This window comes from Microbacterium sp. CFBP9023, assembly GCF_034045055.1.
GTDB lineage: Bacteria > Actinomycetota > Actinomycetes > Actinomycetales > Microbacteriaceae > Microbacterium.
Map to the genome: position 1 here is coordinate 1,386,008 of NZ_JAXCWI010000001.1, position 25,566 is coordinate 1,411,573.

At 68.3% G+C, this 25,566-nt stretch carries 32 protein-coding genes; 9 read left to right on the top strand and 23 right to left on the bottom strand.

Translation table 11 applies throughout. From position 1 onward, the window contains the following. Positions 1 to 53: 53 nt before the first annotated feature. Positions 54 to 776 carry a FadR/GntR family transcriptional regulator gene (locus tag SOM10_RS06725; RefSeq protein WP_315985267.1) on the top strand — a complete coding sequence of 241 codons (723 nt, stop codon included), beginning with the start codon at positions 54 to 56 and terminating at the stop codon, positions 774 to 776. Between the two features lie 50 nt (positions 777 to 826). On the opposite strand, the gene SOM10_RS06730 is transcribed toward SOM10_RS06725, so the two are convergent. The 5 genes from SOM10_RS06730 to SOM10_RS06750 all read right to left on the bottom strand — a co-directional run bounded on the left by SOM10_RS06730 (position 827) and on the right by SOM10_RS06750 (position 4,473). Continuing rightward, positions 827 to 1,654, bottom strand: a complete 828-nt coding sequence (locus SOM10_RS06730) for an anti-sigma factor (RefSeq protein WP_320489086.1) — start codon at positions 1,652 to 1,654, stop codon at positions 827 to 829. Next, the gene (locus SOM10_RS06735) at positions 1,638 to 2,198 is read right to left on the bottom strand and encodes an RNA polymerase sigma factor (protein ID WP_150115128.1); all 561 of its coding nucleotides are present in this window, start codon (positions 2,196 to 2,198) and stop codon (positions 1,638 to 1,640) included. The genes SOM10_RS06730 and SOM10_RS06735 overlap by 17 nt, the downstream gene beginning before the upstream one ends. A gap of 33 nt (positions 2,199 to 2,231) precedes the next feature. Next, positions 2,232 to 2,897: a class F sortase gene (locus tag SOM10_RS06740; protein WP_320489088.1), complete on the bottom strand. Its 666-nt coding sequence runs from the start codon at positions 2,895 to 2,897 to the stop codon at positions 2,232 to 2,234. Further along, positions 2,897 to 3,724, bottom strand: a complete 828-nt coding sequence (locus SOM10_RS06745; protein ID WP_053098083.1) for a DUF4397 domain-containing protein — start codon at positions 3,722 to 3,724, stop codon at positions 2,897 to 2,899. Before SOM10_RS06745 ends, SOM10_RS06740 begins: the two co-directional genes overlap by 1 nt. A 122-nt stretch (positions 3,725 to 3,846) precedes the next feature. Further along, positions 3,847 to 4,473 carry a stage II sporulation protein M gene (locus tag SOM10_RS06750; RefSeq protein ID WP_320489089.1) on the bottom strand — a complete coding sequence of 209 codons (627 nt, stop codon included), beginning with the start codon at positions 4,471 to 4,473 and terminating at the stop codon, positions 3,847 to 3,849. 94 nt (positions 4,474 to 4,567) lie between these two features. On the opposite strand from SOM10_RS06750, the gene SOM10_RS06755 reads away from it, so the two are divergent. Beyond that, on the top strand, positions 4,568 to 5,170 hold the full coding sequence (locus SOM10_RS06755; RefSeq protein WP_320489090.1) for a TetR/AcrR family transcriptional regulator: 603 nt from the start codon (positions 4,568 to 4,570) through the stop codon (positions 5,168 to 5,170). Positions 5,171 to 5,177: 7 nt separating this feature from the next. Here SOM10_RS06755 and SOM10_RS06760 read toward each other — a convergent pair whose 3' ends face one another. Further along, positions 5,178 to 5,495, bottom strand: a complete 318-nt coding sequence (locus SOM10_RS06760; RefSeq protein ID WP_053098085.1) for a DUF2277 domain-containing protein — start codon at positions 5,493 to 5,495, stop codon at positions 5,178 to 5,180. Positions 5,496 to 5,597: 102 nt separating this feature from the next. Beyond that, positions 5,598 to 6,425, bottom strand: coding sequence for a helix-turn-helix transcriptional regulator (locus SOM10_RS06765; protein WP_320489092.1), 828 nt, complete (start codon positions 6,423 to 6,425; stop codon positions 5,598 to 5,600). Positions 6,426 to 6,519: 94 nt separating this feature from the next. On the opposite strand from SOM10_RS06765, the gene hxlB reads away from it, so the two are divergent. Together hxlB and hxlA are read left to right on the top strand one after the other, a co-directional pair. Continuing rightward, positions 6,520 to 7,101, top strand: coding sequence for a 6-phospho-3-hexuloisomerase (gene hxlB / locus SOM10_RS06770; RefSeq protein ID WP_053098087.1), 582 nt, complete (start codon positions 6,520 to 6,522; stop codon positions 7,099 to 7,101). Positions 7,102 to 7,147: 46 nt separating this feature from the next. After that, a complete protein-coding gene (gene hxlA / locus SOM10_RS06775) occupies positions 7,148 to 7,771 on the top strand; it encodes a 3-hexulose-6-phosphate synthase (RefSeq protein WP_053098088.1) in 624 nt (207 codons plus the stop codon). 75 nt (positions 7,772 to 7,846) lie between these two features. Here the strand turns inward: hxlA and SOM10_RS06780 are convergent, their stop codons facing one another. Next, entirely contained in the window at positions 7,847 to 8,680 is an 834-nt protein-coding gene (locus tag SOM10_RS06780; protein WP_320489095.1) for a class I SAM-dependent methyltransferase, read from the bottom strand. A gap of 90 nt (positions 8,681 to 8,770) precedes the next feature. On the opposite strand from SOM10_RS06780, the gene SOM10_RS06785 reads away from it, so the two are divergent. Further along, on the top strand, positions 8,771 to 9,475 hold the full coding sequence (locus SOM10_RS06785; RefSeq protein ID WP_320489096.1) for a helix-turn-helix domain-containing protein: 705 nt from the start codon (positions 8,771 to 8,773) through the stop codon (positions 9,473 to 9,475). A gap of 120 nt (positions 9,476 to 9,595) precedes the next feature. Here the strand turns inward: SOM10_RS06785 and SOM10_RS06790 are convergent, their stop codons facing one another. The 4 genes from SOM10_RS06790 to SOM10_RS06805 all read right to left on the bottom strand — a co-directional run bounded on the left by SOM10_RS06790 (position 9,596) and on the right by SOM10_RS06805 (position 16,879). Beyond that, positions 9,596 to 11,653 carry a hypothetical protein gene (locus SOM10_RS06790; protein ID WP_320489097.1) on the bottom strand — a complete coding sequence of 686 codons (2,058 nt, stop codon included), beginning with the start codon at positions 11,651 to 11,653 and terminating at the stop codon, positions 9,596 to 9,598. Beyond that, complete coding sequence (locus SOM10_RS06795) at positions 11,653 to 12,897, bottom strand: glycoside hydrolase family 1 protein (RefSeq protein WP_320489098.1); 1,245 nt, start codon at positions 12,895 to 12,897, stop codon at positions 11,653 to 11,655. The genes SOM10_RS06790 and SOM10_RS06795 overlap by 1 nt, the downstream gene beginning before the upstream one ends. A 28-nt stretch (positions 12,898 to 12,925) precedes the next feature. Beyond that, entirely contained in the window at positions 12,926 to 14,284 is a 1,359-nt protein-coding gene (locus tag SOM10_RS06800) for an MFS transporter (protein WP_320489099.1), read from the bottom strand. Positions 14,285 to 14,347: 63 nt separating this feature from the next. Further along, complete coding sequence (locus SOM10_RS06805) at positions 14,348 to 16,879, bottom strand: glycoside hydrolase family 2 TIM barrel-domain containing protein (protein WP_320489101.1); 2,532 nt, start codon at positions 16,877 to 16,879, stop codon at positions 14,348 to 14,350. 150 nt (positions 16,880 to 17,029) lie between these two features. On the opposite strand from SOM10_RS06805, the gene SOM10_RS06810 reads away from it, so the two are divergent. Next, the gene (locus SOM10_RS06810; protein WP_053098093.1) at positions 17,030 to 17,677 is read left to right on the top strand and encodes a TetR/AcrR family transcriptional regulator; all 648 of its coding nucleotides are present in this window, start codon (positions 17,030 to 17,032) and stop codon (positions 17,675 to 17,677) included. Between the two features lie 14 nt (positions 17,678 to 17,691). Here SOM10_RS06810 and SOM10_RS06815 read toward each other — a convergent pair whose 3' ends face one another. The 8 genes from SOM10_RS06815 to SOM10_RS06850 form a co-directional block, all read right to left on the bottom strand. Continuing rightward, complete coding sequence (locus tag SOM10_RS06815) at positions 17,692 to 18,555, bottom strand: hypothetical protein (protein ID WP_320489103.1); 864 nt, start codon at positions 18,553 to 18,555, stop codon at positions 17,692 to 17,694. A gap of 87 nt (positions 18,556 to 18,642) precedes the next feature. Next, positions 18,643 to 18,816 (bottom strand): CsbD family protein, encoded by a 174-nt coding sequence (locus SOM10_RS06820; protein ID WP_320489105.1) that lies wholly within the window; start codon positions 18,814 to 18,816, stop codon positions 18,643 to 18,645. Between the two features lie 99 nt (positions 18,817 to 18,915). Then, complete coding sequence (locus SOM10_RS06825) at positions 18,916 to 19,128, bottom strand: hypothetical protein (RefSeq protein ID WP_053098096.1); 213 nt, start codon at positions 19,126 to 19,128, stop codon at positions 18,916 to 18,918. A 44-nt stretch (positions 19,129 to 19,172) separates the two neighbouring features. Next, on the bottom strand, positions 19,173 to 19,787 hold the full coding sequence (locus tag SOM10_RS06830; protein WP_320489106.1) for a hypothetical protein: 615 nt from the start codon (positions 19,785 to 19,787) through the stop codon (positions 19,173 to 19,175). Then, complete coding sequence (locus tag SOM10_RS06835; RefSeq protein WP_187249240.1) at positions 19,784 to 20,368, bottom strand: DUF6286 domain-containing protein; 585 nt, start codon at positions 20,366 to 20,368, stop codon at positions 19,784 to 19,786. Before SOM10_RS06835 ends, SOM10_RS06830 begins: the two co-directional genes overlap by 4 nt. After that, positions 20,365 to 20,760, bottom strand: a complete 396-nt coding sequence (locus tag SOM10_RS06840; RefSeq protein WP_072592084.1) for a hypothetical protein — start codon at positions 20,758 to 20,760, stop codon at positions 20,365 to 20,367. The genes SOM10_RS06835 and SOM10_RS06840 overlap by 4 nt, the downstream gene beginning before the upstream one ends. Beyond that, positions 20,760 to 20,948: a DUF2273 domain-containing protein gene (locus SOM10_RS06845; protein WP_053098100.1), complete on the bottom strand. Its 189-nt coding sequence runs from the start codon at positions 20,946 to 20,948 to the stop codon at positions 20,760 to 20,762. Before SOM10_RS06845 ends, SOM10_RS06840 begins: the two co-directional genes overlap by 1 nt. After that, positions 20,945 to 21,469, bottom strand: a complete 525-nt coding sequence (locus SOM10_RS06850; RefSeq protein ID WP_053099288.1) for an Asp23/Gls24 family envelope stress response protein — start codon at positions 21,467 to 21,469, stop codon at positions 20,945 to 20,947. The genes SOM10_RS06845 and SOM10_RS06850 overlap by 4 nt, the downstream gene beginning before the upstream one ends. Before the next feature lie 222 nt (positions 21,470 to 21,691). Between SOM10_RS06850 and SOM10_RS06855 the strand changes: the two genes are divergently transcribed. Both SOM10_RS06855 and SOM10_RS06860 read left to right on the top strand, forming a co-directional pair. Beyond that, on the top strand, positions 21,692 to 22,267 hold the full coding sequence (locus SOM10_RS06855; protein WP_053098101.1) for an isochorismatase family protein: 576 nt from the start codon (positions 21,692 to 21,694) through the stop codon (positions 22,265 to 22,267). A 10-nt stretch (positions 22,268 to 22,277) separates the two neighbouring features. Continuing rightward, complete coding sequence (locus tag SOM10_RS06860) at positions 22,278 to 23,180, top strand: SDR family NAD(P)-dependent oxidoreductase (protein WP_320489110.1); 903 nt, start codon at positions 22,278 to 22,280, stop codon at positions 23,178 to 23,180. 15 nt (positions 23,181 to 23,195) lie between these two features. On the opposite strand, the gene SOM10_RS06865 is transcribed toward SOM10_RS06860, so the two are convergent. Together SOM10_RS06865 and SOM10_RS06870 are read right to left on the bottom strand one after the other, a co-directional pair. Further along, on the bottom strand, positions 23,196 to 23,561 hold the full coding sequence (locus SOM10_RS06865; RefSeq protein ID WP_053098103.1) for a cupin domain-containing protein: 366 nt from the start codon (positions 23,559 to 23,561) through the stop codon (positions 23,196 to 23,198). A gap of 53 nt (positions 23,562 to 23,614) precedes the next feature. After that, a complete protein-coding gene (locus SOM10_RS06870) occupies positions 23,615 to 23,986 on the bottom strand; it encodes a DUF4406 domain-containing protein (RefSeq protein ID WP_171821956.1) in 372 nt (123 codons plus the stop codon). A 67-nt stretch (positions 23,987 to 24,053) separates the two neighbouring features. Between SOM10_RS06870 and SOM10_RS06875 the strand changes: the two genes are divergently transcribed. Then, complete coding sequence (locus SOM10_RS06875; RefSeq protein WP_320489112.1) at positions 24,054 to 24,803, top strand: DeoR/GlpR family DNA-binding transcription regulator; 750 nt, start codon at positions 24,054 to 24,056, stop codon at positions 24,801 to 24,803. Between the two features lie 6 nt (positions 24,804 to 24,809). Here the strand turns inward: SOM10_RS06875 and SOM10_RS06880 are convergent, their stop codons facing one another. Next, complete coding sequence (locus SOM10_RS06880) at positions 24,810 to 25,481, bottom strand: GOLPH3/VPS74 family protein (RefSeq protein WP_320489113.1); 672 nt, start codon at positions 25,479 to 25,481, stop codon at positions 24,810 to 24,812. Positions 25,482 to 25,566: the final 85 nt, after the last annotated feature.

A 25,566-nucleotide genomic window follows, 5' to 3' on the forward strand; every position in this document is an offset into this window, starting at 1 on the left:
ATCACAAGAGTGAGATGATCAGAGCGTTTGCGTCGGGACGAGAGGGAGACCAGATGAAGTCCACCACGAGTAGGGCATCGCGGATGCGGCGCTCGACGACGGCGGATCAGATCAAGCAGCTCATCATCGCCCGCGGGCTGACCCCCGGCGATCCACTCCCGACCGAGACCGAGCTCTGCGAAGAGCTCGATGTGTCGCGCTCTTCGGTCAGGGAGGCGATCCGCACCCTGTCGACGCTCGACATCGTCGATGTCCGGCACGGACACGGCACCTACGTCGGCGCGATGTCGCTGGATCCGATGGTCGAGGCGCTGGTCTTCCGAGGGGTCCTCTCACCCGAAGGATCCCTCCAGTCTCTGCGCGAGGTGGTCGAGGTGCGCCTGGCTCTCGACCTCTCGATGGCCGAGCGCGTCGTCGCGGCCGCCCAGGTCGACGAGGGTGGAGAGCTCGATGAGCTCGTCGCCGAGATGGTCGACAAGGCGAGCCGAGGCGAGCACTTCCTCGAGGCCGACCGCCTGTTCCACACCAAGCTCTTCGACGCGATCGGCAACCGACTCGTCGGCCAGCTCGTCGGCGCCTTCTGGGATGTGCACACGGCCGTACTGCCCCAGCTCGACATCGATCAGCCCGATGACATCCACCAGACTGCGGTCGCGCACGGCGACATGCTCGCCGCCGTCCGAGCAGGCGACGTCGACGCGTATCGCGAGGCGGTGATCGAGCACTACCGTCCGCTGCAGCGCGTGCTCGCACAGGCCGGCGCTGCGCGCGCCTGAACCCAGAGCTACGGCGCGCTCGCGAAGCTACGGGGACGGAGGAGCGCCTCTCACGCGAAGTCGAGCTCGCCGCGCACGATCGAGTCGCCCGAGTGCGCAGGATCGCCGTCGACCGGCTCGAAGGAGATGTCGACCAGGCGGTACTCGTCGAGGTCCACACTGTCGGGGACGCGGAACGTGCCCGACGAGTCGTCGAGCACCCCGAGGCTGATCAGCGCCTGTCCGTCCTCGCGGATCAGCCACACCTCGCGGTAGTCGCCGGCGACGAGCTCGTCGCCGTCGAGGGTCACCGTCAACGTGCGCCGGCCGTCGCCGTCGTCGTCGATCCGGGCCTGTCCCTCCGCATCGGGGTGGTCGGGGAACGCGGCGAGCTCGGCCGAGGCGATCACGGCAGAGGAGGGCGTGAGGGTGCGGGCGATCCAGACTCCGGCGCCGATCGCGACGACGAGCGCCATCGACGCGGCGAGGATCCACATGGTGGCCGACGAGCGGCGGCGTGGACGGACACGAGACCGGTGTCGCGGCGCAACCGCTTCCGCAGCATCCGCCTCAATCGCTGTCGCCGGACCGGCCGCCGGGACCGGTGCCGATGCAGCCGATGCGGACTCCGACTCCGGCGGGTGGACGTCGGATGCCGGGTCGGCAGCAACCGCCGAGGTCAGCCCGAGTTCGCCGTGGATCCTCGACCAGACGTCGGCGGGCGGGGATTCCAGGTCGCCCTCGACGACGCTGGAGCGCGCCACGAGCGCCACCCGCGACATCGCAGCGACCTCGGCGGCACAGTTCTCGCACTCGACGAGGTGTTCCATGTCGGCGTCGGATCCGGCCGGTTCGCCCATCGCGATCAGGGCGATCTTCTCGTCATCGAGATGTGACACGGTTCACCTCCAATCGGTCGCGCATGCGGGCAAGGCTTCGGCGGATATGGCTCTTCACGGTGCCGAGCGGCATCCCCATTCTGCGTGAGATCTCTTCGTGGGTCAGGTCATCGTAGAAGGCCAGTCGCATGACGGCCTGTGCATCCGGCGCGAGCTGCTGGAGCTCGCTCGAGAGCAGCAGCGTCTCGGACAGATCGATCGATTCGGAGACGAGGGCGTCGGGCGGAGTGAGCCGTTCCATCTCGGCCTGCAGCTGCTGCACCTTGGCGCGCGCCTCGAACGTGTCGGCGATCCGGCGCCGCGCGATCGTGATCAGCCAGGTCGACAGTCGCGCCTTCGACGAGTCGTACCCGGCACGCGAGTTCCACGCCGACACGAAGGTGCGCTGGGTGACGTCCTCGGCATCCCCCCGATCGCCGAGCGAGCGCAGCGCCAGGGTGAAGACGACCGGCGACCACCGCCGGTAGAGCTCCGCGAGCGCCTGCTCGTCGCCCGCGACGAAGCGCCTGTCGAGCGCCGCTTCGGCTTCGGTGGTCTCATCCACCCGGAGTCTCCTCTCCATGGTGATCACCCCGCCTCATCGCGGGACCGCCACCGCGACCACGTTATCGCGGTAGTGCCCGGTCTGGCTGTCGAAAGGTCCGCCGCACGTGACCAGCACAAGGGCCGAGGGGCCACCACGCTGGAAGAGCTCGTCGGTCGGCAGTGCCGCCTTCTCGTAGTAGGTCAGCGACTGCACCACGAACTCGCGGCTGGTGCCGTCGGCCGCCGTGATGCGGATGGTCTCGCCGGCGGGCACGTCCCGCAGACGAGCGAGCGGTCCGATCGGATAGTCGATCGCGTCGACGTGCGCTGCGATCAGAATCCGGCCGCTCGTGCTCGTGGCATCCGCTCCGTATCGATACCAGCCGGCGATGGCCGGGTCGACGGGCAGTTCCATCTGTCCGGTGTCGGCCACCCCGACGTCCGTCACCGGCATGTCGATGGCGAGCGACGGGATGGCCAGACCCACGGGAGCGACGGATGCGGTCGGGGTGGGGAGAGCACCCGGCCGCACGGCGACGTCTCTCGTGGGAGTGGGAGGGACGGGCGAGGGAGTCGTGGGGGGCGACTCCGTGGAAGGAGGGAGATCCGCGCCCGCCCCTCCCGGTGTGCATGCCACGAGGCACGCCGCGGTGACCAGGGCGCCGAGCGTCATGATGACGCGGCGCAGACGGGCCGTCCGCAGCGTGCCTCGGAGCATCAGCGCACCGTCTGGCGGCGACGGACGATCAGGCCCGCACCCACGGCGGTCGCGATCGCGAGGGCGACGAGACCCGCCGAGAGGAGGGCGTTCGCCGAGGCATCCTGCTCAGCGAGGTAGCCCGCGGTGCCGGAGGGCACTCCGTCGGGGTTCGAGTGGAGTCCCGAGATCGTCTGAGCGGCGATCGCGAGGTTGCCGTCTTCGGCGCTGCCCCACGCGTAGACGATCGTGTTGACGCCCTCTTCGATCGCGACGTCTGCCGGACCGATGACCGGGTCGGTCGTGCCGGTCAGAGCGACGGCGGCCGACACGGTGCCCGCGGGGAGGTCGAGCTTGGCCTCGTTCGGGTTCGTGAGGTTCTCGATCACGGGCGATCCGCCCGCGAGGATGTCGACCGCGGGCGCCGCGGCGGTGTGACGCACGGTGAGTCGCCCCTGGCCGGGAGCCGTCTGCGAGATGTCGTTGGTGAAGAGGTTGAGACCGGGTTCGCCCGCTTCGGTCAGGTGGGCCACGGCGGTGTAGTTCCCGCCTGCTTCGAGAGCGAGGGTCGCCGGGCCGAGGATGGGCGCGCTGGCGTCGGCGGCATCGGGAGCGGTGAGCGCCACCTCGTACGAACCGGCGGGCAGCTCGAGCGGTCCGGCGAGGTCTCCGGGCGCGAAGTCGTCGAGGGTGAGCTCGCCGTTCACGTACACGTCGACGGGGGTGTCGGGGATCGCGTGCAGCACCGAGAGCTGTGCAGCCTGGGTGGTGGCGGCGCCGGCCGGCATGGCCAGACCGAGAGCGGTGATCATTCCGACGGCGAGGCCGGCGGCGACTGTCTTGCGCATCTGTTCCTCCTGTACCCGGACCGCCCTGTGCGGCCCTTCATAGGAGTTGTTCTCCGGGAGCGCCGGGTTTGGATGCACCTGGATGAAGATTTCTCAGATCGCCGTGTCGATGTCCGTTCCGGCTATCCGAGCAGCCACTGCTGCAACGGGTACACGAAGTAGAGCAGCGAGAAGGCCTCGTAGAGCGCCCCGATGATGAGCAGCGCGAGGGCGGGCAGGCTCAGCCAGCCGATGTGCTGGAGTCCGCGCAGGTAGGCCGCGCGTCGATTCCGCGCACCGATCGCCTGTGGGCGAACCCAGTACCGGCCCAGCAGGAGCGCGCCCAGCAGCAGGAGGATGTAGGCCTGCAGCTCGATCACGAGAGTCAGCGAATGCGGGATCAGCGCGACCCACCCCTCCGGCGTCGTCGGCACGAGGGTCACTCCGGTCGTCACCGACCAGACCGCGAACGTCGCGAGTCCGAGGAACGGCACGACGAGCGAGGGCAGCAGGATCGTGAGGGCGCCGAGCCGCAGGGTGTTGACCGCCAGGATCGTCAGCGCGAAGAGCCAGGGGCTGCTGAGCAGAGAGGTGACGAGGCTCGCTGTGCCGTCGTCCTCCAGCGCCTGGGCGCGGCCGGCGACCAGGTCGGGGAAGAGCAGCCCGAGGATGAATCCGATCGCGAAGGTGCCGTAGGCGAGCGCATTGAGAAGCGCGTAGACGCGGAGGTTCGAGCGGATGATCTGGAAAGGCCTGCGGAGGAGTGTCATGGGTGCTCCCGTCGATGGACTAACACGGTGTGTTAGTAAGGGACGCACGCCACGCTAACACACTGTGTCACCGGGGGTCGTGGAGAATGGGATGATGACCGCCGACCCGAGCATGCTGCCGACGAAGGACCGCATCCTGCACGCGGCACTCACGATGTTCGGCGAATCACGCGGCGCGAAGCTCAGCGTCCGCGCGGTCGCAGCGCGGGCTGGCGTGAGCACCGGGTCGTTGCGCTTCCATTTCCCGACGCAGCGGGCGCTGCTCGACGAGGTCCTCCGCGTGGTCTACGAGGTGATCGCACCGGACGACCCGATCCACGATGAGTCGCTGACCGCGAAGGAGCGGCTCCTCGCATGTCTGAGGCAGGTGCTCGCTCCGTCCGGAGTGGGGGCGCAGGCACGCGAGGCAGCCACGATCCTGCACCGGACCTTCATCGAACCCGAACTCACGGACGAACTCCGTGATGCCTACCTGGCCATCGAGCGCGAAGGGCAGCGCAGGGTCGAGCACTGGCTGTCCGTCCTCGAAGACGAAGGCTCACTCCCGGCCGGAGACAACGCCACGCGCGCGCGTTTCCTCAACTCCGTCCTCGCCGGCCTCGCCCTCGAACGGGCGCTCCCCTCGGACGAATCCATCCTCGGATCCGAGACGAACACGCTCACGATGGCGGTCAATGCCGTGTTCCGCGACGACTAGCGAGGGCTCAGTCCGCCGCCGCCTTCGCCGCGCGCTTGGCCTCTTGGAAGACCCGGATCGCCTCGTACCGCTCGGCTGAGCGAGCCTGTCGCTTCTCGCGCTGCTCGTCGCGGTCCTTCGGAGGTGCGGTCGTGACGAGGTCATCGAGCAGATGTCGCACCGACTTCTCGATCTCAGCGACAGCACGGTCGAACACCTCCCTGTTGGCGCGGGAGGGGGCGTTCGCACCCGAGATCTTGCGCACGAACTGCACCGCGGCCTCATGGCATTCGTCATCGGTGGCCGGCGGGGCGAGGTTGTTCAGAGGAACGATGTTGCGGCACATGCCTGCCAGGGTAGAGCGCTGAGCGCCCGAGTCAAGAGGCATCGGACCGACGACTTCCCCACCTATCCTTCCGAGCAGGCACAGCCCCACTCGAAGGGGTGGTCAGCCGCGGGCGATGGCGGCCAGTTCGACGCGCGACGCGACGCCGGACTTGCGCAGCAGGTTCGACACGTGGAACTTCACCGTGTTCTCGCTCACGTTCAGCGTCTCGGCTATCTCGCGGTTGCGGCGCCCCGCCGACACCAGTCGCAGCACATCGCGCTCTCGCGGGCTGGCGTCGATCGCATCCGGCAGATCGCCCGGCTCGGCCGGTGGATCGAGAGGAAGGCGGATGCCGACCTCCGACCCCCATCCGGGTGTCGAGGCCACCGACAGGTCGCCTGACAGTGCAGAGACCTGCTCGGCGATCGGGCGAAGTGCGTCGTCGTGCGTCGTCAGGTCTCCTCGGCCGTCGTCGCGGATCGCGATCAGCAGGTTCAATCCGTCGCAGTCCCATTGGATGCGCACGCGTCGCGTCTCTCCGCGGTCGACGATCGCCAGCACGGTGCTTCTCACGATCGAGCGCGCAGAGTGGGCGATCACCCCGGGGAGCGCGCGACCGTTGGCCGGGGGCTCGACGAACTGCACGTCGAGTTCGCTGTATCGCACGAGCGGGCGCAGATCGCCGCGCAGACGCTCGAAGGCGCCCGTCACCGGCTCGAGTCCTGCTCCCTGCTCATCGTTGTGCGTCCGCAGTCCGACCAGTGCACCGGCCGCGACATCGACCGCGATCGTGCGTGCCGCCCGGTCGTCGAGCCGCTGCGAGCGCAGCGTCGCGAGCAGGGATTCGAGGGTGAGGGCGTAGCGGTCCCGCTGCTCGGCGAGGGCGAGCGCGTGGTCTGCGGCCAGTCGGCGTGATCCCGCCGGCCCAGCATGCTCTTCGATGCTCATGATCACCTACTCTATTCGCCCCTCTCCCTTCGGGTAGGTGGAACGGTCCCGAGGCGGGAGCGCCCGAAGGTCGCGCGATCGCAAGAGTGGAGACATGCCTCTCACCGCCACGATGTCGCCCGGCGCCGCCATCTCCCTCATCGCCAACGAGCTGCTCCGCGTCGCGGAGCGCACGAGCGTCGCGAACGCGCATCAGCTCATCGATCTGGCAGACCTCGTCGTCGATGCCCGGCGCGTCTTCGTGCTCGGAGCCGGCCGCTCAGGGCTCGCCCTGCGAATGACCGCGATGCGCCTCATGCACCTGGGACTCGACGTGCATGTGGTGGGCGACACCACCACTCCGGCAATCGAGGCCGACGACCTGCTGCTGACGGCGAGCGGGTCGGGAACGACGGAATCGATCGTGCGAGCCGCGCAGCGCGCCTCGTCGGTCGGGGCGCGCATCGGCGCGCTCACGACCGCAGCGACGTCGCCCCTGTCAGAGCTCGCCGACGTCGTCGTGCGGGTGCCTGCCGCCCAGAAGCTGGACCGCACGGCCGACGCCTCGCACCAGTACGCGGCGAGCCTGTTCGAGCAGGCGGTCGTCGTCATCGGCGACGGGCTCTTCCACGCTCTCTGGCAGCGCCAGGGCACCAGCGCCGACGACCTCTGGCCGCGCCACGCGAACCTCGAATGAGCGGCTGCCGCCCCACCATCCACCCCGCAGAACGAACGGAACACCCATGAAACTGCAGTTCGCCATCGACACGCTCAGCACCGAGAAGGCCCTCGAGCTCGCCGCCGCCGCGGCCGCGCATGTCGACATCCTCGAGCTCGGCACCCCGCTGATCAAGAGCGAAGGCCTCTCGGCGATCACCGCCCTGAAGAGCGCCCACCCCGACAAGGTGATCTTCGCCGACCTCAAGACCATGGATGCCGGTGAACTCGAGGCCGACATCGCCTTCGGCGCGGGTGCGGATCTCGTGACGGTGCTCGGCGTGGCCGACGACAGCACGATCACCGGCGCGGTGAAGGCCGCGAAGAAGCACGGCAAGGGCATCGTCGTGGATCTGATCGGCGTCGCCGACAAGCCCGCCCGCGCGCAGCAGGTCATCGGCCTCGGTGCCGAGTTCGTCGAGATGCACGCGGGTCTCGACGAGCAGGCGCAGGACGGCTACTCGCTCGACAGCCTGCTCACCGACGGCACCGCATCCGGCGTCGCCTTCTCCGTCGCGGGCGGCGTCAACGCCTCGAGCATCGCCGCCGTCCAGGCATCCGGGGCGCAGGTCGCCGTCGCGGGCAGCGCGATCTACAGCGCCGAGAACGTCGGAGACGCCGCCGCCGAGCTGCGCGCCGCGATCAGCTGACGACCGCACAGAGAGGGGCCGACCGGCGATGCCCGGTCGGCCCCTTCGTGCGTCGAACGCCCCGACGGCGCCGCTCTAGACGACGCGGGCCGTCACGAGCAGGTACTCCCACGGCATCCGACCGTCCTCGAGGTGACGATCGCCGAGGTCGGCGAGCGCATCATCCAGCTCTGCGCGCCGCTGTTGGTCGTCGCCGATGCCTCGGTACGCCGCCGCGGTCGGGCCGTAGAAGTCCCGGAAGAAGTCCCGGAACTCCGCACCCGACGCGAACCTGTCGACCGACAGCTGCCGACGCTGCGTCGACAGCTCGGCCACACGGTCTCCGAGGAGGGCGCGCACGTGCTCCTCGTCACCCCAGAGCGGCGGCGGCTGCACACCGGCAGGCGGCGCGGGGACGAACTTCTTGAGCGTGGCGAACAACTGTCCGACGAACCCCTCGGGCGTCCAGTTGATCAACGCCAGCCGTCCATCGGGGCGCACCACCCGCGTCAGCTCGCCGGCCGCGACCTCGTGATGCGGCGCGAACATGACGCCGACGCACGAGAGCACGGCATCGAAAGAGTCGTCCGCATAGGGCAGCGCCTCGGCATCCGCCTCCTCGAAGGCGAGCTCGACGCCTTGCCGTGCAGCATCCTGCCTGCCGATCTCGAGCAGCTCGGGCGTGAGGTCGCTCGCGACCACGGATGCGCCGGTGCGCGCAGCTTCGATCGACGCGTTGCCGGTGCCGGCGGCGACGTCGAGCACGCGATCGCCCGGCCCGATGCGGCTCTCGGCGACGAGCACGCGACCGAGTTCGGGGATCACTTCGCGCGCGACGGCCGAATAGTCGCCGAGCGCCCAGACGACTCTGTGCTTCGCCTTCAGCGCGCGGTCGGCGTCGGCCTGGAGGTCGGTGGTGGTGGTGTTCATGGTGGGCTCCTCTGCCTTGTGATCCTCACGCTACGAACCCCGCGCAGACCGCTCTAGTATCCGATCTGTACCGGGTCTATCGTGAGGTCCGTGGGCGCCCCCTACTATCAGTTCTGCCCCGTCGCCAAGGCGATGGAGCTGCTGGACGAGCGGTGGACGATGCTCCTGCTGCGTGAGCTTCTGCTCGGCACCGAGCACTTCAACGAGCTGCGCCGCGGCCTCCCCCGCATGTCGCCGACGCTGCTGTCCCATCGACTCGACCAGCTGCAGCGTGCCGGCCTCATCGAGCGGATCGCCCAGGGTGCTGACGTCCGCTACGTGCTCACCGTCGCGGGTGCCGAATTGCGTCCGGTCGTCGAACAGCTCTCGGCGTGGGGGGTGCGCTGGATCGGCGAGCTCGGAGACGCCGACCTCGACCCCAAGCTGCTGCTGTGGGATATGCACCGCAACGTCGATCACGACACCGTCCCCGATGCGCGCACGGTGATCGCACTGCACTTCACGGACGCGAGTCCGGCGCAGCGCCGGTGGTGGCTGGTGATCCACGACGGCGAGGCCGACGTGTGCGACGCCGACCCCGGGTACGACGTGTCGGTCGAAGTGCGCTGCACGCTCCGAGCGCTGACCCGGTTCTGGCGCGGGGACATCGAATGGACGACGCTGCTGCTCGCCGAAGACGCCACCGCGACCGGCCCGAGCGACCTGCGGCGAGCGCTGCCGTCGTGGTTCATGCGCCCGGGATATGCCGCGGTGCCGCGGGTGGGCACGCCGGTGGGTGCGGGCGCGAGCGCCTAAGGGCGTTGGTCTCGCCGTGTCAGTAGAACGTGCCGTTCCCGTCGAGCACCGAACCGCCGTGGGCCTGGATCAGCGCACCCGTCGTATCGAGCCAGACCTCACCGGGACGGATGCTGTCATTCACGGCCATGGAGAGAAGCCTTCGGTGGCGACGGTCCACGTCGGTGGGAACCCGTGCGTGGCGAGCATCGAGACGGCGGCGAGAAGCGAGCCGTTGCCTGGCAGGTAGATCGGGAGGATCGAACCCATCTGACTGTTGTGCCCGACCACGGTGAATCGGTTCTTCACCTCGTCGCGCATCAGCGCGTCGATGGCGACGTCGGCAGATCCGAGCCGGGAGGCGGTCATGGCGAGCACCGGGAAGTCCCACCCCCACGCCGACGGCCACTCCCATGTGCGCAGGACGTCGTCGAGCGTCGCGCGCATGATGCTCGGGTCGATCACAGGCGTCGATGGCAGCACTCCGAACGCGGCCAGCAACGACGGATGATCGTCGCGACGAAGGTACGGCGCGGTGGCGATGGCCGTGTAGCGCCCGTTCTCGACATGAGGCGTTGTCAGTCCGTTCTGCACGGCGGACCAGTCCTCTCGTCGAGGTTCACCCGCACGCTCGCGCCACCGCTGGGCGATCTCCAGCCCCCACCACCAGTACGCGAGCTCGTACGTGGGATCTTCGGTGGTGGTCACGTCATAGAACTCCTGCGCCGGCATGAGCGGCGCGAGCAGGTGGAAACGGCCGCCACGCTCTTCTGCGAAAGCGGCCATGAACTCCGCAGTGCCCACGACGAGATCGCCGAACTCGTCGATCAGCGCGGCGCGCTTCACCGCGTCCGACGCTCTCCACACGAGCTCCAGCAGGTAGAGCACGTGCGGCTGCTGCCAGACGAGGAAAGAGCCGATCGGGTCGGGGCTCTCCCTCCCCTCCGGGCCGACCTGCTTGGGCCAACGGATCCCCGGATAGCCCTGCCCGTCGGCAGTCGCCCGCGCCCGGTCGGCGATAGCGCGATACCACCCGAGGCTGCGTTCGAGCAGCACGGGGCGACCCCAGGTCGCGAAGTGCGCGGCGTGCCAGAAGTGCATCTCCAGATGTGACTTGCCCGACCAGGAGTTGGTGATGAGTCCGGTCTCCGACGGCGGCATCACTCCAGCGGAGTTCACGGCTGTGAGGTACTGCGAGAGCACGATCCGGCGTTCGAGTTCTGCAGCGCGAGCATCGTCCGTTCCGGCGAAGTCGACCGCGGCGCCCGAGTTCCAGAAGCGCTCCCACGAGAGCGCCGAGGCCGAGGCCACCTCGTCGAAGGTGGGCAGTTCTCGGGCGCTCTCCTCGGTGAAGCGGACGATGAGGTCGAGATCGTCGCCGTCGGATCGCAGCTCGAACGCATGAGCTGCGATCCGACTGATGCTGCCACCGGTGAAACCGAGTTCGACCCCATAGGCCGTGTCATCGAGGGTGCGGATGATCCGGGCACCGAGATCAGTCGACTCGAGGGCGGACTCGTGGCGTTCCGGCGAGGACCAGTCGGAGGTCTGGAAGAACCCCGGATGTGCGTAGGGGAAACGCAGCGCGACCCTCAGCCGTCCGTCGCCCATCAGCGGAGAGTGGATGCGGAAGGCCACGAGCGACTCGTCGGGGGCCGACACCGTCTGAACGGATACGGGTTGCCCGTCGAAGACGAATGCCGAGCGGATGACCCCCGACCACAGGTCGAGCGTCTGCCGCGTGTCCCGCAGTGCATCAGGGCCCGTTGCCGGGTCGTCGAACGCGAAGCCGATGCGACCGAGATCCAGCCGCTGCGGGTTCGCGTTCAACCAAGCGCCGGCCCGGTTCTCGTCAGCGACCTGGCCGCGCATCGCACCTTCCATGTCGTGGCGGTCGGGGTAACGCACAGCTCCTCGGCGGCTGAGGTGCTCGGACATCGCGTCGTCGAGGACGAAACCCTCGGGGTTGGGCATCTCGTGCCATCCCCAGGAGCTCATCGTCGCCGTGTTGACCGCGACTCGGCCCTCCCTGACCGCCAGGGACTGATCGTGGAACGCCGTGAACGTCTGCATGCCCGTGATGTCGGCGGTGTAGGCGAAGTCGCCGTTGCCGACCGTGAGAACGAGCTCGGGGTCGGGTGTGCTGACGGTGACGTCGTGACGGCTCACGACCTCGCGCCGGTTGATCGCGACGCCCATCAGCGCGCTCCCTCCGCCAGGCGCGCCCGAGGGAAACCGATGCCGATCGCGCCCCCATCGCTCGCGGCGACGTCGCCCAACCACGCCAGACTCGGTTTCGGTGTGCGCGCGAAAGTCTCTCGATCGACGGAGATGAGACCGAACGTCGGCTCCCAGTGGCCCCATTCGAAGTTGTCGAGCAGAGACCAGTGCAGATAACCGCGCACATCGATACCGTCATCGATCGCGGTGGCCAGTCCGCGGAGCGCCTCCGTCGTGTATGCGATTCGACGATCGTCGTCGGCCGTAGCCAGCCCGTTCTCGGTCACGAGAATCGGCACGCCGCCGGTCACTTCCCAGGCGTGCCGCACGGCCGATTCGAGAGCATCCGGACGGTAGTAGGTTCCGACCAGCGTGTTCTCCGGTCCCGGCTCCGCCGCCACGAATCCCTGCGCATCGATCTCCTGCGTCGAGTAGGCCTGCACACCGATGAAGTCATCGTCGCGCGCCGCTCGGAGATAGAGATCCTCCCGTGCGTGACGCTCGGCCTCGAGGTACACCTCGTTCTCGGGCTTCGCCCACAGATTGAGATTCGCCAGCGTCCATCCGACCCGGGCGCTGGTGCGCTCCTTCAGCACGGCGCGCGCAGCGAGGTGAGCCTCGACGAGCCGTTCACCGACGTGGAGAGACGGACGGGGAAGCACGAACCCTTCGCCCGGCTGCACCGTGGGGGTGATGAACGACGGTACGGCGTCCGGGTTGATCGATCGCGACATCAGCACCATCAGGGCGAGCATGTTGGGCTCGTTGATCGTGCACACCCAGTCGACGCCGTCGAGGATCTCCACGACCCGGGTCACATAGGCCGCGAACCGGTCGATGGCGGTGTCCCCCAGCCACCCGCCCTCTTCGACGAACCAGCGCGGACTCGTGAAGTGGTGAAGGGTGACGACGGGCGTGAGACCGAGCCCTTGTGCGGTGTCGATCATGCGGCGGTAATGTGCCAGCGCCGCTCGTGAGTACTCTCCCGCGATCGGTTCGACCCTCGACCATTCGATGCCGAAGCGGTAGGCGGTGAGACCGGCATCCGCCAACAGCCGCATGTCTTCTTCATACCGGTGATAGCTGTCGACCGCGTCGCCGCTCAGGCCGAAGTGCGGCATCAGCTGCTCATAGAGCCACCAGTCGCTGTTGACGTTGTTGCCCTCGACCTGGTGCGGCGCAGTCGCCGCACCCCAGAGGAACGCGGAGGAGGTGTCGGTCATCTCGGAGATCCTTCGTGCGTATAGCGATTCAGCGGACGGACTTGACGCGGAGGATGACGAATCCACCGATCACGACGAGCACGGCTGCAGCCACATAGAGCACCGAATAGTTCGGTCCTCCCTCCGTGGCGATCAGCGTCAGGACACCGGACGCGACGAGTGGCGCCAGCGCCTGGGGGATGGTGGTGGCGAACTGCGTGATGTTGACGAAGCGACCCGCTTCGGTGTCCCTTTCGGGAAGCACGTCGAGGAACAGCGCCTGATCCACCGCCGAGAAGACCCCGATGCTCAGGTTCGTCAGCAGCGAGCCGATGATGAGCAGCGTGAAGTCGGGCGCGAGGACCATGACGATGGCTCCGATCCCGAACAGGATCGCGGAGCCCAGGACGAACGGCTTACGACGACGAAGCCTGTCAGACAGGAACCCACCGGCGAAGACTCCCACGATGGTGCCCAGGATGCCGATCAGGCCGACGGTCGCGACGGTGTCGCCGATCTCGATGACGGGAATGTCCAGGCGCTGTGCGAAGAAGTAAGCCGTGTAGGTCGTGTTGAGCGTGAGCCCGAAGAAGAACAGGAAGCGGCCCAACCAGTTCCAGGCGAAGTCGGGGTAGCGCTTCGGGTTGAAGACGTACCCCGAGAGCACGCCCTTCACCGAGAGGGGTCCGTCGAAGGTCAGCGAACGACTGTCGGCGTCCTTGTAGAACAGCACGAAGACGAAGACGAAGACGAGCGCGACGGCACCGGGGACGAGGAAGAGGAGGAACGGCTGAGTGGCGAATCGACCGCCGACCACCGCACCGACCACAGGCGCGACCATCGTCACGAACCCGGTGATCGCGGCGACGCGTCCTCGCTGCGACTCGGGCAGCTTGTCGGCTTGAATCGTCGTGAAGAGGTTGGCGGCCTGGCCCAGACCGATCTGGGCGATGATCCACCCGAGACCCAGCACGAGGACGTTCGGGCCGAGAGCCATCACGGTGAGACCGACGAGTCCGAGCAGTACACCGCCGATGAGCCAGGGACGGCGGCGCCCGAAGCGTGATCTTGTGCGGTCGCTCAGCTGCCCACCCAGCGGCCCGACCAGCAGCGCGGCGAGCGAGCCGATGCCGAGCAGCAGACCGAGGTACTCCGGGTTTTCGGGCGCGAGGACGTTGACCCGCAGAGCGAGCGAGATGGCGATCGGGGTGACGAATGCGAGGTAGGTGCCGAACAGGCCGAGTGCGAGGAGGGCGATGAAGGCTCTGCTCACCCTCTCGCGCACGATGAGGGTGCCTGTCTCGGTGAAGACCGGCTCCTCGGGGACGGTCGCTGCGTTCAGCAGCGGGTCGCTGACTCCTGCGGTCACAGGGGTGGTCCCCGGTGCGGTGTGGTCGTCGGTGCTCATGGTGACTCCTTTGTCTGGCGTGCGTGGCGTGTGTGCGGGTGTCTGGTGAAGGTGCGGGGTCGGTCAGGATGCCGTCAGGGCGACGCTCACTGGATTCGCGAACTCGGACGAGACAGTGACTGTGATGTCTCCGGTGCCGATCGGACGGATGATGGCGAGTGCGCGCCCGTCGAAGGTGTCATGCGTGTCGGCCGAGAAGGTCTCCCGGGTTGCCGGTGCGCCGCTGCCGAGAGCCTGCAGCACGGCCGCGCCCTCGACGGTGACCGTCACGGCCTGATCGCGGGCGGCGTGCACCGTTCCGGTCGCATCCGTGAGTGCCACCTCGATGAAGCCGAGATCGGTGCCGTCGTGGCGGAGCACAGCACGCTCGACCTCGACCGAGAGCCGCAGATCGCTCGACGCGCTGCGAAGCATGCTTCTTCCCGTCTCGACTCCGTCGGTATACGCGACCGCTTCGAGCGTTCCCGGGTTGTACGTCGTCGTGAAGGCGGCACGAAACGGCGCGGGGTCTCCCACCCGACTGCGGCCGATCACGGCCCCGTCGAGCAGGAGCTCGATCTCGTCTGCGTCGCTGTACACCTCGACCTGCACCGGGCGCCCCTCGAATCCGGCCCAGGACCAGCTGTTCAGCGAATCGGTCCACGACCAGGGCGTTGCCACCGCGACCGGGACACCGTGGACGGCGGGTCGTTCGACGGCGATATACGGTTCAGACCGCAGGCCGAAGACCGTCTCGCGGAAGTAGGAAACCGGACGCCGCGTGCCGATGATGTCGATGTCGCCACACCAGGCCGTGAGTTCGGGAAATCCCCCCGAGAAGCCCGATGTCGGGGCGGTGTCGCCCGCCTCGGCGGAAGGCAGGTACCGGACGGTGCCGAGACCCGTCTCGCCCAGGTAGTCCCAGCCGGTCCAGGTGAAGTCCCCGATGACTCGCGGGTCGGCCTGTACGAGCTCCCAATTGCCGGCGATCGAACTGGGCCACGTCTCGGTGCCCACGATGATCCGGTCAGGGAAGCGCTCGCGGTCTTGGACGTATCTGGCGTCGGAGTAGTTCATGCCCGCAGCGTCGAGCACCGCGAACGACTCCTCCGTGCGCTCGGTCGCCGCATCGGAAGACTGGATATGACCCATCATCTGGCCGAACCCCGCCATCATCGTGTTGACCCCGCCCGCCGTGTCAGGCGCACTCGCCTCGCGACGCGCCTTCATCTGCGGCACGATCGTGTCGAGCATCGCCACGAACGGATTGATGCCGTTGGTCACGAATCTCGTCGAGTCCAGCGACCGCACCTTCTCCGCGAGTCGGCGACCCCAGGTCGAGCCGATCGGCGTTCCGGTCTCAGGGATCTCGTTGCCGATCGAATAGAAGATCACGCTCGGGTGGTTGAAGTCCTTCGCAACCAACGCCTCGATGTCGCGCTCCCACCACTCGGGGAAGTCGAACGAGTAGTCGTAGTCGCTCTTGGCCGATGTCCAGACGTCGAACGTCTCATCCATCACCAGCATCCCGAGTCGGTCGCAGGCTTCGAGCAGCGCGGTGCTCATCGGGCAGTGCGAGCTGCGGATCGCGTTGAACCCCGCCTCTTTCAGGCGGGCGATCTTCCGTTCCTCCGCGGCGCGCATCGACACCGCGCCGAGCGGGCCGTTGTCGAGATGGATGCAGGCGCCGCGCAGCTTCACGACCTCGCCGTTGATGCGGAGGCCATGGCGGGGATCCAGCTGCAGTGATCGGATGCCGACGACCGCGTTCTCCTCGTCGACCACGCGCTCGTCCACGGGGTCGCGCAACGTGATCAGCACGTCGTGGAGGTTCGGCGCGTCGACGCTCCACAGCGCCGGATCCTCGAGGAACAGCCGCCGCCGAACGGTCGCGCGACTGCCGGGCAGCAGAGTCACGGGAGAGCTTCCCGCTGCGGCGATCTCGCCCGATGTCCCGACGACGTCGACCTCGAGGCGGTACGTCCGCGTCAACGCACCGCTGTTCTCCACGACGGCGGCGATCTCGACCACAGCGCTGTCGGTGTCGACACTCGGCGTGCTCACTCTCAACTCGTCACGCACGATGTGCACTGCGTCCTTCACGACGAGATGCACATCACGGTAGATGCCCGCTCCTGCATACCAGCGACTGTCGAGGTGGGTACGACACTCCACTCGGATCTCGTTCTCGGCCCCGAAGACCAGGAACGGGTCGATCCGCACCGAGAAACGGGAGTAGCCGAACGCCCGCTGTCCGGCGAGGTGACCGTTCACGTAGACGGCTGCATCGCGGTACACGCCGTCGAACTCGAGCTGCATCAGACGGCCAGCGAGCTCGGCAGCAACCTCGAGCGTCCTCCGATACTCGAACGCTCCACCGGGAAAGTACCCGCTGGTCTCTCCTCGCGGCGCGTCAGCGCGGCGCTCCTGCGCGATGAGCGCGTCATGCGGGAGGTGCACCGAAGTCCATTCGGATGCCGAGCTGCCGCCGAGCTCCTGGAAGGCGGTCACTTTGCTGCGATATGCCCAGCCGTCGGTGAAGAGGAAGCGACCCGTCGACGCTCGCCGGTCCTCACGACTCTCGACATCGTCTCTTGCGATCGACTCTGACAGCACAGCATCCTCCTTGACGTCCGCCAAAATACCCAGGCATGGCGGTTTTCATGAAGATAGCACGAAATACGCCACAGATGGGTAATTTCATTCGAAGTACTCTCGAAGGTGCCCGGGACGTCGTCGAGAGGACCGGAGCGGTCAGGAGAAGACATGACGAACGACGCCACACACGGGGGCCGCGGCCCCTACGCGAAGAGCGCAGCCGTGCGTCAGCGGATCCTCGAGGCGGGGATGCAGGGCTTCGCACAGGTCGGCTACTTCGCCACCTCTCTCAATGACATCGCGGACCGTGCCGGCATCAGCCGCCGCGGTCTCGGACACCACTTCCGAAGCAAGGAGGAGCTTCTCACCGAAGTGCTGGACCAGCGCCAGGACGAGGACGCCGAGCGCATCCGCGACACCCGAGGGATCGACTCACTGGCCGCCGTGCTCGAAGTCTCGACCCAGAACGCCGACCGCCCAGGCCTCATCCAGCTGTACAGCCTGCTGCGCGCGGATGCCACGGCGACCGAGCATCCGGCGCACGAGCATCATCGCCTGCAGTACGACCGCCTCCGGCAGTATCTCGCCCGCGCGTTCGACGAGGTGCGCGGCGACGGGGAACTCAGGTCGGACGAGGACTCCGACACCCTTGCGTCGACCTATCTCGCATTGATGGACGGGCTGCAGATCCAATGGCTCTATAACCGCGACAACACGGACATCGACCGGGTGCTGCGGGCGTATCTCCGGAGCGTGATCCCCGCTTTCCCGACCGCCCCGGATGCCCGTCGAGAGGCTGACACCGCCGCACACTGACGGTGCGTCGGGATCTACTCCTCGCCGCTGTCGAGGAAGACTCCGACACGGCCGCCGTCGAGCACGAATTGCAGCGCCACGCCTGACGGGAAGCGCTCGGCGAGCTCGTCGGGGGTCTCGGAGTCGAACGGCACCGCGACGGTCGGCGGGAATGCACCCACGCCGCACGCCGCGTACCGTTGGCCCTCGAAACTCCAGGACGTCTCGGTGAAGTCACGCACATCGGGCAGCTGGTCGTCCCTGACGACATTGAGACAGACGTTCTCCGAGGAACGCTCTCCCGAGTCGGCGTACCACCCGGGCGTCAGGAAGACCGTCAGGCCGGAGAACTCGGCCGATGCCGCATCCTTCTCCGCGCCGAACCACCCCGGCGCGATCATTCCGGATCTCGTGAGCTCGAGCGTCTCGATCTGCGGCGCACCCGCAGACGACGACACGGGCGGTACCACGGCGAAGGCGTAGGCGATCGACGCCGCGAGCGCGGCCGACGCCGCCACGGAGGCCACCCACAGCGGTGCTCGCCACCTCGCCAGGCGCCCCGGCCACCCGGTCACCTCGTGCGACGCCGCGGGCGCGACCGGCTCGTCCCACGTGGACTCGTCGTCCAGTCGGTCGAGCAGGTCACCGCTCTCGCGCGATGCATCGGCCGAGGGATGCACCACCCGCAGCTCGGCGCGCTCCGAGTCGGCAACGGAGTCCAGAACGGGCGCTGAGCCAGCGGCCTGGGATGCCGCCGCGCCCCCGGTCGACGCCGCGCTGCGCGAGGATTCGAGCTCCTCGAGTCGGCGGACCGCGGACGGGTCGCTCGCGATGTCAGCACGCGGACCGTAGGCGCGAGCCCGTAGCTCGCGAAGCTCGTCATCAGCGGCAGCATCCATCCCCGGCATCGTCTCACGGCATCCTCGCCGCGCACAGCAACGGGCGGATGGAGCGTGACATCGCTCCATCCGCCCGCGCCGGGGGTCTTACTTCTTGAATGCGTCCTTGACGTTCTCGCCGGCCTTCTTCGCGTCGGCATTGACCTGGTCGGCCTTGCCTTCGGCGGCGAGCTTGTCGTTGTCGGTCGCGTTGCCGATCGCTTCCTTCGCCTTGCCGGCGATGTCCTGAGCGGCGTTCTTGATCTTGTCATCGAGTCCCATGAGGAGCTCCTTTCGTGAGGGTGATCGTGACGGCGGGAGGATTCCCGACGTCTTATCGCCGTTGCGTGTCGCGACCGACGATAAGTCTGTGGAGGGGTGTCAGCGGCGGACCTTGTCGAGTGCCTTCTCGGCCGCCTTCGCCGCCTTCTTGGCCGCCTTGGCGCGTTCCTTCTTCGCCTTCGGGTCGTTCCACATGCGCACCAGCTGGTGCCGCACGGACTCGCCCTTGTTCACCTGCACGGTCGCTGCCCGACTGCCCACGACGTAGGCGACGAAGGCGATGGCGCCGATGAGGAGGATCTTGTTTCGCATGGTGCTGTCCTGCTTCCTGGGGTGGTGGGGGCGAGGTCCGAGGTTCACGACAGACGTCGCTGGTCGTGCGCGAGCCGCGCCCGGAGGCCGGTGTGGATCGACACGAAGGTCGCGCTCTCGCGGCCGGTCAGGGTGGCGAGGTTGGTGAGCAGCTTGTCGATGTGGTCGACCAGCTCACGCGGATCGGTGTTCTGCCGGGGCGTGACGGCCACATGCAGCACCGGCTCTCGACGGATGTCGTTCGCGGTGACCTGCGACGACAGGATCTCCGCTCTCCCGGCGAGGGAGTTCTTGACGGCATCCGACACGAACGACTCGGTGACCGTGACACGTCCGAGCGGGTTCTGTGCTCCGCTCGAGCGGAAGGCGGTCTTCGACCGGCGGCCCGAGATGCTGGTGAGGGCGACGATCAGCAGCACGATCACGATGACGATCGCGGCCACTGCGCCGATGCCGATCCACGAGAGGCCGCCGCCGGCGATGGCCGTGGCGGCGATCGCCTGGTCGAGCCATGAGCGGGCGTCCGTGCCGGCCGACGTCCAGATGTCGGTGGCGGTCGGCCAGCTCATGATGGCGATGCCGAGAGCGCCCAGTCCGAGGAAGAGCAGGCCGATGAGGAGCAGCAGGGTGCGGTTCAGCGCACGGTTGGTGTTGTTCACAGCTCGTCTTCCTTCTCGTGGGGGCGCTCGATGCGCACGCGGGTGCGGACGCTGCGGGTCAGCCGGTAGGTCTGCAGCTCTGCCTCCGTGGCCGACTGCACGGCGCCCTTGTCGAGGGGGATGCCCGCGCCGGGGCGCACGGTGACGTCGACACTGCGGTGGCCGACTCCGACGGTGATGCTCTCGCGAGCCAGGCCCGTCTCCTCCGAGAGGTGCTGGGCGAGCGCGCTGGCGATCACGCCGTTGTCGACGACGACCGCCCTGTCGCCCGCCTCGAGGGTGTGCCGTGACAGGCGACCCGGAGTGACGGCCAGCACGACGAGCACGATGCCGACCAGGGCGAGCACGACGCTGCCCGCGATCACGAGTCCGGCCGGCTGTGCGGTGGGCAGGCCGACCAGCCATCCGCCCGCCGCGGCGGGACCCAGCAGGAGAGCGGGCTGCGCCGCGAGGCTCAGCACGATCTCGAGCCCGATGTAGGCGAGGGCGAGGATGAGAAGGATGACCGCGACGAACATCGCGACGGTGCGCGGCGAATGCGTCTCGCGTCGGACGACGCGACGAAGAACCGGGGTGCTCATCGCACTCGTCTCCTCTCTGGGATGGTGGCACCGGTGATGGTGAGGGTGATGCGGGTCACGTCACGTCCGAGAAGACCACTGAGACTCTCCTGCAGCTGCTCCTGCAGCTGACGAGCTCGGTCGAGGACGGGGACGCTCTGGGAGATCGCGACGGTGTCGTCGAGATCGGGGACGGGAAGCGGGGTCGCTATGCGCACGGCGATCCCGCCCGGGTGCTCGGCGACGTCGACCTTCACGTCACCGCGCGGCACACCGATCAGGGTTGCGGACGCCTTCTCGGTGACCGTGCGGTAGACGCGTTCCTTTACGTCGATGCGCCCAGGGACGGTGGCCTCTGCGGTGGCGGCCCGCGCGGGGCCGCCACCGGCGGCGAGGTGCTGGTCGACGCGCATCAGGAGGTGCGCCGCCCTGTGAAGGCGTCGGCGAGACCGCGGACGTCGAGCTTGCCGGAGGCGATCCGGCCGATGACGGCTCCGACGCCTGCGAACAGGGCCATGAGGAGGAATCCCCAGAACCCGAACAGCAGAGCGGCCAGGGCCAGGAGTGCGCCGATGAGGGCGCCTGTGGTGGTGGGGGTCATGAGACTCGCGACTCCTCGTTCTCCTGGTTGTCGTCACCGGGGACGTGCACGTCGTTGACCTCGACGTTGACCTCGACGACCTCGAGACCGACCAGGCGGCTGATCGCACCGGCGACGGCGGCGCGCACGTTGCTCGCGACCTCCTGGATCGGGGCGGGGTACTCAACGACGATGGTCAGGTCTGCGGCGGCCTGCGTCTCGCCGACCTCGACCTTGACGCCCTGCGTCAGGTCGGTGGCGTTGACCGCGTCGCGGATGGCGCCGAAGGCACGTGCTCCGCCACCGCCGAGCGCGTAGACACCGGCGACCTCACGGGCGGCGATGCCGGCGACCTTGGCGACGACGCCGTCGGCGATGACCGTCTTGCCCGCGGCATCCGAGTCGGCGGGGACGCGCGACGTCGAGAATGCCGACGTGCGGTCGACGCGCGAACCCGAGGCAGCCGGCTTCGGTGCGGTCGACGTCTGAGCGAGCTCCTTGTCGGCGGGGCTGGTGGGGGTGTTCTGATCCTGAGTTGCCATGACCATTCCTTCGTCTCACGATGTGCCGGCCGGGCCGTGGTGGCTTCGCCGGGAGCGTGTGTGGGTCGCTCACAGATAGGACGAGCGCCGAGCGGGATTCGTCACAGATTCGTCGGGAGAATCTGCGAGACGGCGCCCGAGCGGCGATCGACGGCAGAGAACACGCGGTCGCTGGCCGTGCAGGCACTGGCCGTCGCGGGCCGGGACCGCGAGGATGATCGGATGAGCCACGACTCCCCCGCCACCGCCCTGCTCGTGATCGACGCGCAGGAATCCTTCCGCCAGCGACCCGACGAGTGGGCGGCCACCGCCAACCCGGGCGTCATCGACAACATCTCCCAGCTCGTCGCGTATGCGCGTCGGTCGGGAGACGCCGTCGTGTGGGTCACGCACTCCGAGCCGGGCAGCGGAGGAGTCTTCGATCCGGCCAACGGCTTCGTCCGGGTGGTCTCCGACCTCGACCCGCAGAGCGACGAGATCGCCGTGACGAAGACCACCGTCAACGCGTTCACATCGACCGATCTCGAAGATCAGCTCCGGCGCCGCGGCGTCGGCCGGGTGGTCGTCTGCGGCATCCGCACCGAGCAGTGCTGCGAGACGACGGCCCGGATGGCGGCCGACCTCGGCTTCACGGTGGAGTTCGTGACGGATGCGACGACGACCTCGGCGATCGAGGCGACGGACGGGCTCGCGGCCGTCTCGGGCGACGAGATCATGCAGCGGACCGAGAGCATCCTGGCGGCGCGCGGATTCGCGACGATCGTCCGCACGGCCGACCGGGTGGGTGTCTCCGCCTAAGTTGGAGGACATGCCCTCGCCGCTCGCGCTCCCCGACCTCACCGGCCGCACGATCCTCGTCACCGGGGCGAACGCGGGCATCGGATACTGGTGCGCGGAGATCCTGGCCACGCAGGGTGCCAGGGTGCTGCTCGGATGCCGGTCGGCAGAGCGCGCACAGGTGGCCGTGTCGTCGATCCGCGCGCAGGTTCCGGGTGCCGGCCTCGACATCGTGCCGGTCGATCTCGGGTCGTTGGCGAGCGTCGCCTCGGCGACGGCATCGCTCGACGAGCGGCTCGATGCGGTGATCTGCAATGCCGGGGTCAAGGCGGCGGATCGCAGCGCCCGCACCGCGGACGGACTGGACCTCATGGTCGGCACCAACGCGATCGGACACTTCGCCCTGGTCGCCCAGCTCGACCGTCTGCTCGCCGACGACGCTCGGGTCGTGGCCGTCGGATCGCTGGCGCATCGCTTCGCCGAGATCGACCCCGGCACGCTCTCTCAGCCGTGGACGGGTGCGTCGCTGCGTCAGTACGGCCGCTCGAAGGCCGCCCTGATGGCCCTCGCCTTCGAGCTGAACCGCCGGTGGCGGGGCACGGCGCGGTCTGCGCTGTGTGCTCACCCCGGTTACGCCGTCGATCCGCTGACTCCGCACCGCGACGGACTCGCCGCGGTCTCACCTCTGACGCGCGCCCTCGCGTCGGTCAGCCGCCCGCTCGTGCAGGGCAAGGATGCCGGGGCCGCGCCGATCGTGCATGCTGCCGTCGCGGCCGATGCCACCGGCGGCGATTATTGGGGTCCGGGCGGGCTGCTCGAGTTCCGCGGGGCGCCGAAGCGGGTCGCCGCGAGCGCCCAGGTGCGGTCGGTCGACGTCGGCGCGGAACTGTGGTCGGTCGCCGAGCACCTCTCGGGCGTGCGCTTCACGATCTGACGATCTGACGGCGGATCAGGCGAGCTCCTGGAGTGTCGCAGTCATGTCGCCTCCGGCATCCCCGGTGTTGACCGTTCCCTTCGGCTCGAACAGGATCGCGTGCACCTCGTCCGTCGCCTTCGGGCAGTGCTCGACCCCGCGCGGCACGACGAAGACGTCGTTCGGGTGCAGAATCACGTCACGGTCGCGGAGCTGGATGGTGAGCTGGCCGCTCACCACCATGAACAGCTCATCGGTGTCGGGGTGGGTGTGCCAGACGAATTCGCCCTGGAGCTTGACGACCTTGACGTCGTAGTCGTTGACGCTGGTGAGCCGGTGCGGCTGCCAGTGCTCGGTGATCGCCGAGAGGGCGTCGTGGACGTTGCGCACATCGTCTGTCATGCCTACGAGCCTAGCCACCGGCAGACCACGACCCCCTCCCGAGAATCCGCGATCTAGGCGGCCTCGGCATCCCTCGACGGGATCTCGTCGATCGATCGATACACGGGCAGCCCGCGCTCGAGCGCGATCTCGACGTCCTTGTCGGCGCCGGCGGAGTCTCCCGGCAGGCGCAGCACCGCGTCGCAGTGCTGCAGCAGTCGGTGGGCCGTCTCGTACATCACATCGCCCTCGGCGGCATCCGTCTCGTCCATGCCTCGGAGGATCGGCAGGGCGACCCATTCGCCGATCATCGGCACATGGCCGAGACGGTGGATGGGGGCCGCGACCTCTTCGAGGACCTCGAGGTTGCGGGCGATCAGGGCGGGGTCGCCGCCCGTGCCGGAGCGGTAGGGGCCGGCGATGAGAATCAGCAGTGGTGTGTTCATGGAGAAGACTGTAACGTTAACCGTGCAGGAACGTGCAACTTCGTGAATGAACGGGATGGAGCTTCGGATGCTGAGTGCGCAACGAAAGGATCATCTGCGCGAGATCCTGCGCAGAGACGGTCGCGTGGTGGCGAAGGACGTCGCCACCGATCTCGGCGTCTCCGAGGACTCGATCCGTCGCGATCTGCGCGAGCTCGCCGAAACCGGCGAACTCGTCCGCGTCTATGGCGGCGCTCTGCCGGTTCCACCGGCCGATCGGCCCGTCGACGAGCGCTCGTCGCTGGCCACCGAGAGCAAGGAGCGGGTCGCCCGCCGCGCCGTCGAGCTGATCCTGCCGGGCTCGACGATCGTGCTGGATGCCGGAACCACGACGCTCGCGATGGCCCGCATGCTGCCGTACGGCGCCGAGCTGACCGTCATCACCCCCAGCCCGGCGATCGCCCTCGCCGTCGCCGAGCACTCCGACGCCCGCGTCGTGATCATCGGCGGCGAACTCGCCCGCTTCTCCATGGTCGCGAGCGGCCCCCTCGCCATGGAGGCCGTGCAGCATCTCGCCGCAGACCTGTTCTTCCTGGGCGTGACGGGCGTCGATCCCGTCCACGGCCTGACCACCGGCAACCTCGACGACGCCGCCACCAAACGCGCGATCGCCGCGCGCTGTGCGCAGACCTACGTCCTGGGCAGCGAGGAGAAGATCGGCGCCATCTCGCGCTTCCCGGTTCTGAACGTCGACGCCATCACCGGTCTCGTGGTCGACCCTCAGGACGCGAACCCGGTCATCGGCGATCTCGCAGCGGGCATGCCGGTGCTGCGCTGACCGGTGTCAGGTGATGGTCGCCGCCACGATCGTCGGCGTCATTATCGCCACCATCGCGGCCGTGATCGCATCGTTGACCGCCTTGGCGACGGCATCCCCTGCCTGCGAACCTGCCGTGAGCTGCTCGATCCGCTTCTTGAGGTCGCGCGAGGACAGCCCGCCGCACTCCTCGCGCAGGATCGCGTGCGCCGCGTTGAGGTTCTGCAGGATCGCAAGCAGCGCCAGGTCGGCCTGCGTCGGAGCCCCCGTTCCGGCGAGCACCGCGGCGAGCCGCGCCCTCAGCGCCTGCTCGGGCGTCGAATCGGATTCGGGAGTGCGTGCCGACCCCCAGCCGAAGAATCCGCGCTCCCCTCTGACGAGCACGCCCTGCACGATGAGCGACTCGACCACGATCTCGAGCGGATCGAGCTTGGGGCGCACCACGAGCGACTGCAGCCGCTTGCCGCGCAACGGCACGAGGCGCTGCAGTGTCGTATCGAGGATCGGGTTGCCCGTCGGGTCCGTCGACACGATCTCGACGACCGGGTTCTTCTCGTCCGACACGGCGATGCGTCCGTGCAGGGCGAGGTCGACGATCACGGCCGCGACCTCGCCGTACAGGCGGTTCACGCTCACCGCGCTCTCGACGCGGCCATCAGGCCGGAGAAGCAGCATGTGGAGTTCCTCGACGATCAGCATGCATCCACGCTATGACGGGCCACCTCACGACGGCATCCCCCGGACGGATGATTCCGGAACACCCCCACACGCACGAACGCCGCGC